This is a genomic window from Alloscardovia omnicolens DSM 21503 (assembly GCF_000420505.1).
GTDB classification, from domain to species: Bacteria; Actinomycetota; Actinomycetes; order Actinomycetales; family Bifidobacteriaceae; genus Alloscardovia; species Alloscardovia omnicolens.
In genome coordinates, this window is the sequence record NZ_ATVB01000026.1 from 1 (window position 1) to 9,421 (window position 9,421).

At 48.4% G+C, this 9,421-nt stretch carries 15 protein-coding genes; all 15 read right to left on the minus strand.

Annotated features, from left to right (window positions below; all coding sequences use genetic code 11):
• A partial coding sequence (locus G464_RS09470; RefSeq protein WP_039777925.1) for a hypothetical protein occupies window positions 1–584 on the minus strand: 584 nt, incomplete at its 3' end.
• Between the two features lie 12 nt (window positions 585–596).
• Window positions 597–821: a hypothetical protein gene (locus tag G464_RS0107770; RefSeq protein ID WP_021618644.1), complete on the minus strand. Its 225-nt coding sequence runs from the start codon at window positions 819–821 to the stop codon at window positions 597–599.
• Window positions 822–823: 2 nt separating this feature from the next.
• Window positions 824–1,792 (minus strand): hypothetical protein, encoded by a 969-nt coding sequence (locus G464_RS0107775; RefSeq protein WP_021618645.1) that lies wholly within the window; start codon window positions 1,790–1,792, stop codon window positions 824–826.
• The gene (locus G464_RS0107780) at window positions 1,765–2,190 is read right to left on the minus strand and encodes a hypothetical protein (RefSeq protein ID WP_022857390.1); all 426 of its coding nucleotides are present in this window, start codon (window positions 2,188–2,190) and stop codon (window positions 1,765–1,767) included. The genes G464_RS0107775 and G464_RS0107780 overlap by 28 nt, the downstream gene beginning before the upstream one ends.
• 52 nt (window positions 2,191–2,242) lie before the next feature.
• Entirely contained in the window at window positions 2,243–2,602 is a 360-nt protein-coding gene (locus tag G464_RS09475) for a hypothetical protein (protein WP_022857391.1), read from the minus strand.
• Window positions 2,603–2,615: 13 nt separating this feature from the next.
• Window positions 2,616–4,910, minus strand: a complete 2,295-nt coding sequence (locus G464_RS0107790) for a phage tail tape measure protein (protein WP_022857392.1) — start codon at window positions 4,908–4,910, stop codon at window positions 2,616–2,618.
• Window positions 4,911–4,925: 15 nt separating this feature from the next.
• On the minus strand, window positions 4,926–5,264 hold the full coding sequence (locus tag G464_RS0107795) for a hypothetical protein (protein WP_021618648.1): 339 nt from the start codon (window positions 5,262–5,264) through the stop codon (window positions 4,926–4,928).
• Between the two features lie 68 nt (window positions 5,265–5,332).
• Entirely contained in the window at window positions 5,333–5,611 is a 279-nt protein-coding gene (locus G464_RS0107800; protein WP_022857393.1) for a hypothetical protein, read from the minus strand.
• Window positions 5,612–5,750: 139 nt separating this feature from the next.
• Complete coding sequence (locus G464_RS0107805) at window positions 5,751–6,365, minus strand: phage tail tube protein (RefSeq protein ID WP_021618650.1); 615 nt, start codon at window positions 6,363–6,365, stop codon at window positions 5,751–5,753.
• A 26-nt stretch (window positions 6,366–6,391) separates the two neighbouring features.
• Window positions 6,392–6,799, minus strand: coding sequence for a hypothetical protein (locus G464_RS0107810; protein ID WP_021618651.1), 408 nt, complete (start codon window positions 6,797–6,799; stop codon window positions 6,392–6,394).
• Complete coding sequence (locus G464_RS0107815; protein WP_022857394.1) at window positions 6,787–7,053, minus strand: hypothetical protein; 267 nt, start codon at window positions 7,051–7,053, stop codon at window positions 6,787–6,789. The genes G464_RS0107810 and G464_RS0107815 overlap by 13 nt, the downstream gene beginning before the upstream one ends.
• 1 nt (window position 7,054) lies before the next feature.
• Window positions 7,055–7,363: a hypothetical protein gene (locus G464_RS0107820; protein ID WP_152685840.1), complete on the minus strand. Its 309-nt coding sequence runs from the start codon at window positions 7,361–7,363 to the stop codon at window positions 7,055–7,057.
• Window positions 7,364–7,401: 38 nt separating this feature from the next.
• Window positions 7,402–7,953, minus strand: coding sequence for a hypothetical protein (locus tag G464_RS0107825; protein ID WP_155237065.1), 552 nt, complete (start codon window positions 7,951–7,953; stop codon window positions 7,402–7,404).
• Window positions 7,940–8,110, minus strand: a complete 171-nt coding sequence (locus G464_RS0107830) for a hypothetical protein (RefSeq protein ID WP_155237066.1) — start codon at window positions 8,108–8,110, stop codon at window positions 7,940–7,942. The genes G464_RS0107825 and G464_RS0107830 overlap by 14 nt, the downstream gene beginning before the upstream one ends.
• 91 nt (window positions 8,111–8,201) lie before the next feature.
• Entirely contained in the window at window positions 8,202–9,323 is a 1,122-nt protein-coding gene (locus G464_RS0107835; RefSeq protein WP_021618656.1) for a phage major capsid protein, read from the minus strand.
• Window positions 9,324–9,421: the final 98 nt, after the last annotated feature.

Sequence of the window (9,421 nt, forward strand, 5' to 3'; positions counted from 1 at the left end):
GTTTTACGCAAAGTCACCGGTCTATCCATATACGGTAGACGCGCAGTAGTGCTTGTAGCATGTGTAAGACGATAATCAAGATTACGGAGAGTTTCATTCGTCTGCGAGAAAGGCTGCAAATATTCAGTATTCTCAAACGCCTGCACTGTTGGGGTCAAGCCATTCCAATGCACAACAGCAATAATCATATACGTTTCAGACGGCGTATTCAGCAGACTCGTGGTAATAGGAGGTACACCAATACCCTGATTGATGACACCCTTAATAACCGCCGCGGAGACAGTTTCTACGCCAGTACCCGTATTCCTGGAATAATGTAAGCAGATGAGGTCGTCGCGCGTGGAACCTGACGGTACACCGTTACCAATGTTGATGCTTTCCTGGACACTAATCTGCACGTAGCGGCCATTCCACAACCATTCGCCGACAGGCAGGTTTACTGTGGATGCGGAAGCTAGTGTTGGTGTCCAGTTTTTCGTCAGCAGGTATTGTCCGTCGCCCATAATGCGTGCGTTCAAATGTGCAGCATCGTCAGCTGTTACGTGAGCCATGTTTTGGCGGCTCGTGATCATGTGGATAGTCATTGTAAGCTCCTTTTATTTCTTGTCCATGAAATTATCGAAAAATGTGTCAGCCTTAGCCATGAGTTTCAACCAGTCTTCCGAACAGTACCGGCATAGGACAACGTTCACGTCTGACTGGTTAGCGCGAATAAACTTCTTTTCCGACCACTTTTCTTCTGCAGCCTGCTTCGGGCCGATAATCTGTTTAATACCGCACCGGTCGCACTCGTACTGTGTTAAGCCTGTTTGGATACCCATTTTTAACCTACCTCCATAGAAAGGGTTTTCACACCCCTACTGATTTTGATGATGAGCTTGTTAATACTTGCCGACACCGTCATGCCGGTTGGCATGTCGGTAATCGAAAAACTTGAATCGAGAGGATACTCTCCGTCAGGTTCTTTCACCTGCAAAATCTGCCGATTCTTCAACTCGTCGGTGAGCTTATCCGCAGCATACTGAGCGATTTTGTCTTGTTCTGTACTGCTTGCCTCGAAAGTCATCATGTAAGATTCAACAAAATTAGAAGGCTTCGAGGTAGTAACCTGTTTACCATCCCAATATGCGTGCCCGACAGCACGGTTACGCAGCTCACCAGCACCCAAAGCGATGGCATGAGTAATAAACTTACTGTATTTCGTCGCATCATAACTAATATTCGCGCTATTGATTGTCATATCATCCGACGGGATGAAACTCAACAGGATACGAGCATTATCGTCAAATGTTAAGCGGATAATCATATGATTCTGCTTAGCGAGTTTGCGTAAACCCTGCCAGAGAGTGCAGTATCGTTCAAACTGGTAGTCGATATTCACCGGCGGAATACTGTCAAGCAGAACACTACCAGTCAGACCAGTGTCAGCAAGCACCTTAGTTAGACAGTCAGAGAGTGTGCCCTTGACTGTGTAATAGTCCTGTCCAGAGTATGGTTGCACGATACGCTTATCAAGCACGCCTTGCATGCTCGTACCATGGAAAGTAATCGTATAATAACCATTCTTATACACGCTTTCCACTCCATCCACGAAGCCGGCAATATCAGTGGAATCTTCCAAGCGAAAAGCGGACATTGTCACATCAACAATGTCCGCCTGCTCAATAATCAGTTCGAAACTATTCTCCGTATCCCCATACGCGTAGTCGAGTTGGAAATTCTCTGTCTGCGCATACGGTTCAAAACTATTCCCCTTGTAGAGTGTTACGCGTTGAACTGTGTTTCTTGCCATAATGGACCCCCTGAAATCTCGTGAACAGTAACATCAAATTCAAAACCACGTGACCAAGAAACCGTGTTCGCGCCAGTCGTAAGCTCGCCGAATACATCCATGCCAGGCTTGCGAGCTGCTTTACTAAACACGTTCGACTCTTGCCCCGTCGCATCAAACAAGCGTACAGTCCTATCCAACCCGTTAACTTTCAGGATTCCGCCAGTAGGCACAGTAACGTTCACATTGTAAACGTTACCCCCAATAGTGATACTTGGATTCGTTGCCTGCCCGTAAACAGTTAGGCTAATTGGTGCGCTGCTTAACGTTTCCACGCTCAACGATGTCGCATAATCGAACTGTTTACCGAAGTTATACGAGTAATCGTGTGGATAGTTCAACCACTCATCGTCATCCACGCTCGTGTAAGAGGTTTTGAAACTTGTTACAGTGTCACGATGCCACTTACCATCAAGCAGAACAGCAGTAATTTTTTACGATAAGTGTTCCTCGGCGGATAGCGTCAGCCTGCGTTTTTACCAAATATGCCGACTGTTGCCAATCATCCACATACAATACACCTGGAGTACCGTTCTCCACATCAACCGTATACGCCTGTTGAAGCTCATTTAGCAGATCGTAATCAGTCGTAGTCACGGTGAACGATGCTTCACGAGCCACGCGAGTTACGCCAGTAATGTTATGTGTTGACAGTGAGTAATTCCATACGCTGTCGCGAATATCATTACCCACGCCACTCGATATGATTGGACTATCCAACGAGTATTTTTTCTGCAGTGTTCCACTAAAATACGTGAACCGGTTAAACATAACAAAAACCACCTTAGAGAATGTTGTTGGCGAGCATGAGCCGTTGCAGGTCACGTTTCGTCAGGTCTGTTTCTTGTCCGCGCACAATGACCGGCAGATAGTAGGCGAGCATGTTCACAAGCTGGCCAGTCGCCTCATCACTGTTGTTCGTTAAGCCTGCAGCGTTCGATAGGGCTGTTGCCCATGGTTTAATGTTCGAGTTAGTGTATGGGACGATGGCTTCCGCACCAGCTTCACCCAACACTGCAGCGCGAGTAGCAATACCACCCTTCGCATACCAGTCCACGCCAATAGACGGCAAACTAAAATGTGCAGGGTCAAGATTGAAACTACCGCTCACCTTAAAATGAGGAAGCTTAATAGGCGGCAGCTGCAAATGCAGGTTGCGGAAGAAACCAGCAATAGCATTCAAAGCGCCACTAATCGTACTCTTTGCACCATTCATCGTGCCGCTAATCGTATTCGCAATAGCACTAAAAACGCCACTAACAATACCCGTCAAACCGTTGAAAATGCTCGTAAAAACGTTACTGATAGTAGACAAGACGCCTTGCACAACGGCAAGCACAGCATTCAAAGCGCCATTCGCAATACCTGCAAGACCGCCAAGAATACGCTGCATACCGTCAGCGGCCATCTGCCAGTTACCAGTAAAAATACCAACAAACGTGCCAACAATAGCTTCGATAACACCGACAACGGTTTGGACCACGCCTGATACGACTTGCATCGCCGAAGTTACAAGATTAGCCACCATCGTAAACGCTGTACCAAACTGAGCCACAAGGAAGCCGACTACAGCGCCCAATGCTGGTATCAGTACCGTGATAAGAGTTCCCACGATCGCACCGACAAGCACGATAACAGGCTGCAACGCCGGTAGGAACGTGCTCGTAAACACGCCTGCCACACGACTTACCGCCGCTTGAATACTATCGAAAGCTGGTGCAACTTGTGCGGCAATAATACTGTAAGCAGTATTAAACAAGTCTTGTAGAGTCTGCCATATTGGCATAAAAACGCCAGACAGTATGCCAGAAACACCCTGCACACTAGCCGTCAATGGTGCGAAAACATTACCAACAAGACCACCAAACTGTTGAAAACCACTAATAAGCGAAGTGACAACAGTAAACAGTATTTCCATGGCCGCAGTAGCAGTACTAAATACTGCAGTGCCTAAAGGTTCGAGAGCACTCTTGATACGATTCTGCAGTAGCTCCCATGTTTCAGGCCAATCCTTGGTAGCCTCCTCAGTCCCCTCAATATCACCCTTAGCGCCAAGAGCATTCTTACCAAGCTCTTCCATGTTCACGGCGCCACTCTTCAACGCTGCAACAAACTGCGGAGCGTTACGCGCACCAAAAATATCCTTAGCCGCGTCAATAGCAGCCGCATCATTACCAGCCTTAATAAAATCTTCAATCGACTTCACACTGTCGTTGAAGGTCTTTTTAACATCGCCACCGTTTTCGGCTACAGCTGTTAAAGCTTTCTTCATGCTGCCCATGACAGCGTTCGCGTCAATACCAGCCTTGTCTAACTGGCCGGCAAGGTCAGCCGTATCCTTGAAGCTAAAACCGAGGGACTGCATGGCTGGGCCAGCATTTTTAACGATGCCGGTTAACTGGTCGAATCCGATACCGGTCGCCTGGCTGACACCAAACAGGTAGTCCATGTTTTTGCCGACATCTTTACCAGAAATGCCGAAAGCGTTCATGGCTCCGGTCAACTGGTTGATATTGATGTCCTTGCCGAGGATTTCGCCTAATGCTGCGGTTTTCTTCGACACGTCAGTCAACGTGCTACCGGTTAATCCCATGCGGGTGTTGAAATCAGCGACGATACCGCCAGCCTTTTCAAAACTAATCGGCACGCTATTGCCGACTTCGGTAGCGGAAGCTGTCAAACTGTCTAATGCTTTGCCTGATGCGCCTGTGCCGACAACAATGCTATCGGTCATTCCGTCGAACTCTGAGCCGATGTCTTCCAAACCGCCAAGCACAGCGCCTGCAAGAGCAACACCCGCAGCAGTTAACGCGGCAACACCAGCACCACTAAGTACTGCTTCAGCACCTGAATACAGGCTCGTACCAACCTCGCCGCCAACGCCAGCAATACTACCGCCCAAGCCTTTAAGCTGGTCAAGCAGGCTAGAGCCAAGAGTTTCACCACCACTCTTACCGGAACTCGTGGCAGCAGTTTCCATGGCTGAACTCAGCTCTTTAGTAAGGTTGCCCTCAATACCATTCGCGGACGGCATCACCTGTACGAACGCGTTAGCAACAGTTACGCCACTTTCAGCCATGAAAAACGCCTTTCACTAGTCAGTCGAGTAGTACCAAGCCATGAAATCTTTACGAGGTATCGCCCCCTTGCCGAAATGCTTCTCACCCTTATCTGGTTTCGCCCATGGGCTCGGGAACGGTTTCGGCTTACGCACATTCGAACCTTTTTTGCTATGCGCGGACGCGTACAAGTATTCGACGGCGCGAATCTCATCAATCAGAGCGACGATGAGCCTGTTCGTGATAAGAGTGGAATCCCAGCCGGCAAAAGTCTTATGCTGCGCCTGCCAGGTATGGCTTGATGTGTCTAAATGTTTGTAGAAAACAATCAGACCGTCCCACCCGATGGTGGTGACGGCCTGACTTAAACTCATATGGAAACGGTCTATAATATCCGCTTCAAACGCCCTACTCGTGTCCTCGTTAACGTTGAGTAGGGCTATTATTCCCCCGCTAATGGGGAAGCTTCACGCCATGCAGTAATAAGCTGCGTAAACATGCCCGCTGTCAACTCTTTCGTCGAGCCTGGAGCATACTTTTCAAACACGTCAATAAGCAGCTTGATAAGCTCTTCAGTCTCATTCTTACGTGTCAATGCGGCAATCTTTACTTGCGCTGTTAATGGTAAATCCATAAGCAGTGGAAGATGATACATTTTTCCCTGCTTACCAATCTTGAAATCGAAAGTCTTCTTAGCATCGTTTTCGAGTACGAAAGCCATAATATTTTTTCTCCTTTAATTGAAAAACTGCTGCCAGTTTTCACGGTGAGCCATGAAGATAAGGAGGATGGAAAACTTCATGAATACACTCAACATGGAAACCGGTAGCAAGAATAAAAATCCCCTTTGCCCCTGTCGTTTATGCGACAGCTTCGACCTTGCCGTCGTCATAGAACAAGTAAAGGAAGTTACCTGCCGTGTCAACGTTCAGACTCAATGTCAAAGCGTAAGAATTAGCCGCGGTAGGAACAAACTGCAAATCGTCAAGCTCAGACACCTGCGCATTCGGAGCGAAAGCACGAATACGACGATTACCGTCCTTCATGTTAAACACCCAAGCGCGAGGCTCCCCAACCTTACCGTTAAAAGCAATCTCCAGCTGGCGGCCATGATCACTATTAGCATCAACAGTCTTCACATTCTCATCGCCAACGATGAGCTTAGCGAGAGTCTCATCAACCTGAATGCTAGGAATGCTAATGGTAGGCTCGGCGTCACCATTAGTAACGCGCACAGCACTGCCACCCCATTCCTTAATCTTGTCACCAGCACTCATCACGCCACTAATTGTGAGACCATCCTCGCCAATATAGCCGAGAGAGGTACCCCACTCGTTAGAAGGCATGACCGTGCGAGCATCCGCAGGCTTCGCTACACCGACTTTCGCAATCTGTACTGCGCCAGTGGTAGCAGACTGGTCAGGAGACGGCAAATAAACTTTATTAGCATCAATACCCTGCGTTACTTCTGCCATAATTTAACCTTTCACTTTAATGTTTTCTAAAAATCAATCGATTCACCGCGCAACTGGACACTGTAAGTAAGTGTTACGCGTGGAACGTGTGGACGTTGAGGGTCAGGATTCGGATACATGTTCATCACATCAGGCGCATGCCACGCATATTCGCCACTTTGCAAACTCAAACTTGCAAGATAGCCAGCAATAGTGCGCGCAACGTCGGTAACCTGCGAATAGTCATCATCCTTACCCGCCCAAATATCAATACTGAAATCATGCTGCCAGCTCACAGATGTCACCGGAGTACACCCTGTCTGGAATACCCACACGTATGGTTTTTTACCGGAGATATTGGTGGACTGGTTCGCGCTCGCATCCACGTGAGCAAGACGGGTGATTTCTTGAGCGAGCAACCATTCAGCATCCTGCGGTCTGGTTAGGCTCTGCATGATTGCACCGCCAGTGTAAGAGTCTTATTCACCGCTTCAGCTTCACGTGCTCCAGGTGTTGCAGTACGCACTGATACAGCGGTACGACCACCACCATATCCTGCCTGCCACTGGCGAGATACACGAAAACCTTTACCAGCTTTACTAGCGATACGCTGCGCGTTAGAAGCACACACGGCAGATAAACCGCTATCATTCAACAGTTGTTGGACTCCAGCAGAATTAAGTTCAATACGAAAACCTTTTCGAGACATACTATGCCTCCCATTCCGTTAAATTCACCGTCATATGCGACGCACGCCCAAACGGGCTACGCCAGCCAACAGGAATAGTCTCAACACGAAAATCAGCACCCTCAAAAGTCACCTTGTCACCACGCTGAATATCCGCACCAGACGGCACATAAGCAACACACGTCACTCTCGTAGGCTGAGCAGGTTGAGAATAATCAGTACTCTCCGCTTGCGGCTGCACGCTACAGCCAGTGATCATGTGAGTGACTGGATGTTCCCAATCTTTCACGTTCACACCACGAGACTGTTTCACGCCAGGGCGCGACACCATGAGAGTGTCATTACACCACGTAGGCAAACCCATGCAAATCACACTCCTACAAGCTTGTACGGTGCGAGCATAGCCTTATCCGAGGCAAGCAAACGGACGCCACCAGATACGCCATTATCGGTCTGATTGTAAGTTGCACCCACCTGTCCTGCATGTTCTTCACGAAGACCTGCAGTAGCAACAAGATGATTCGCGGCAATCTGATACGCAGCCTGTTTCAACGCGTCAACCATGTCAAAACCAGCCACATACGTCACCTCAAGCAACGCTTGACGGCGCATATCAATCACACCATACGAGTTCGCATGACGTGGTTCCACTGTTGACACAGTCTCGGTAAGCTCAGTGACGCCCATGCTTGGAAGTATCACGTGAGCCGAATCAGGAACAACAGCCTTGCAAGTGAGTTTTGGCGCTACATGCCAGCCACAATAGTCACGAATAGCTTGCGAGACACCGTTCAACGTTGCTTGCTTCGCCTCATAGCCGGAGCTCATGGAAGAGCCACCCATACTGTCGAATTCGTCAACTGTAAGCAACAGTGGAAGCTTGTCAACGTCGATGCTGTAGCCCCAGTTAGTCGCCAGCATGAGCATCACCCGTCTTATTTTTCACGGTTCGACGCTTATTCACAGCAGGCTGACGTTTCACACCAAGCTCAGGCTTATCTATAAGAGTTGCTTCGTCGGGCTGGTCACCCTCATGCCATTGGAATGTTAAACCATTAAACTCGTAAATTTTAAGCATCAAAAAACCTTTCACGCATAAGAAAAGGACAGTAAAAACCATCCCACCATATGAGCAGTTTTACTGTCCTTTAAAAAAACACGTTACAGGGTTATGCTGCAGCGCCTGCGAGAGTGACCTTAGCGAATGCTGCAGGAACACGAGTAGCGAGCAGGAGACGCTCCTCCACACGAACAGTTACACGGTTAGTGATGAAATCATCCTCGTTAGCGTTGGAAACTTCAACGCGAAGACCAGAACCAGCCTTAGTAACGACACTACCTGCAATCTTGAACGCGCCAACGATCGCAGTACCCTTTTCCACAGCAGTAGTAACAACAGTTGGAAGACCCCAAATGCCAGGCTGCTGAACAAGAGAACCGTTACCATATTCACCGTAGAAGAAGCCGCCACCCATGTACTGGCCATTAGCGTCCTTTGCCAAGCGCAAAGTCTGATAATCGGCAGGGTTAATAACGATGGCGTCAGCAGTGTAACCAGTTGCAGTCTGAATGTTCGTCATCGCAGTGTAGAGAGTGTCCTGAGCATTATCCTTAAACGCGACAGTCTGAATACCAGAAGTGCCAAGCAGAGTAGAAACAAGCTCGTTTTCTACAGCAAGATTATGCTCATAAATACCACGATTGTTAATCGCAGACTCCATGAATGCTGCATCTTCGAGAAGCTCATCAGATTCCTTGAAGAAGCTTGCAATCTTTTCCAAAGCAACAGTCTTAGAATCGTAGCCAACGTGAATTTGTGGCTTCTTCGCACCCTCGGCAGTCTTTGCAGGCTTACCCTCAGTAGGCTGGAGTACGAAGTAGGTCAAAGAGTTGCCAGAAATGGCCTCAGAGCCGAACAAGTCACGAACGTAGAGAGGGCGTGGCTGAACGTCAACAACCTTCGTATCGGTAACGTTGATGGTTGGAGTGGTGTGCAGGTCAGTGTTCGCCTTGAAACCGAATCCAGTACCTACAGCGCCACGAGCAGACTTAAGCGAGCGAGTGTCAAGCTCCTTAACAGCGAAAGCACCAAGAGAAGCTGGAGTCTCCTTCTTCTCTACCTGCGTTTCCTTTGCAGGCTTGAGACCGTCCAGGATAGCACCCTTCTGCTCAGCAAGCTTAATCTGCTCACTGATCTTGTTGTACTCTTCCTGGGCTGCCTTCAGCTCTTCAACAGAGTCAGCCTGTGCGATACGAGACTTAGCAGCCTCCAACATTTCCTTCAAATTCATTATCTTTTACCTTTCTAAAGTAGATAGAATTGCTTGTTTCTTCATTTCGAGGAACGCTGCCTTACCCTCATCACCAGAATCCGAACCATCATCGCTCT

Coding starts and splice junctions, on each gene's coding strand:
- G464_RS0107770 (WP_021618644.1), bottom strand. CDS start 821: ATGGGTATCCAAACAGGCTTAACACAGTACGAGTGCGACCGGTGCGGT.
- G464_RS0107775 (WP_021618645.1), bottom strand. CDS start 1,792: ATGGCAAGAAACACAGTTCAACGCGTAACACTCTACAAGGGGAATAGT.
- G464_RS09475 (WP_022857391.1), bottom strand. CDS start 2,602: ATGTTTAACCGGTTCACGTATTTTAGTGGAACACTGCAGAAAAAATAC.
- G464_RS0107790 (WP_022857392.1), bottom strand. CDS start 4,910: ATGGCTGAAAGTGGCGTAACTGTTGCTAACGCGTTCGTACAGGTGATG.
- G464_RS0107795 (WP_021618648.1), bottom strand. CDS start 5,264: ATGAGTTTAAGTCAGGCCGTCACCACCATCGGGTGGGACGGTCTGATT.
- G464_RS0107800 (WP_022857393.1), bottom strand. CDS start 5,611: ATGGCTTTCGTACTCGAAAACGATGCTAAGAAGACTTTCGATTTCAAG.
- G464_RS0107805 (WP_021618650.1), bottom strand. CDS start 6,365: ATGGCAGAAGTAACGCAGGGTATTGATGCTAATAAAGTTTATTTGCCG.
- G464_RS0107810 (WP_021618651.1), bottom strand. CDS start 6,799: ATGCAGAGCCTAACCAGACCGCAGGATGCTGAATGGTTGCTCGCTCAA.
- G464_RS0107815 (WP_022857394.1), bottom strand. CDS start 7,053: ATGTCTCGAAAAGGTTTTCGTATTGAACTTAATTCTGCTGGAGTCCAA.
- G464_RS0107820 (WP_152685840.1), bottom strand. CDS start 7,363: ATGGTGTCGCGCCCTGGCGTGAAACAGTCTCGTGGTGTGAACGTGAAA.
- G464_RS0107825 (WP_155237065.1), bottom strand. CDS start 7,953: ATGCTGGCGACTAACTGGGGCTACAGCATCGACGTTGACAAGCTTCCA.
- G464_RS0107830 (WP_155237066.1), bottom strand. CDS start 8,110: ATGCTTAAAATTTACGAGTTTAATGGTTTAACATTCCAATGGCATGAG.
- G464_RS0107835 (WP_021618656.1), bottom strand. CDS start 9,323: ATGAATTTGAAGGAAATGTTGGAGGCTGCTAAGTCTCGTATCGCACAG.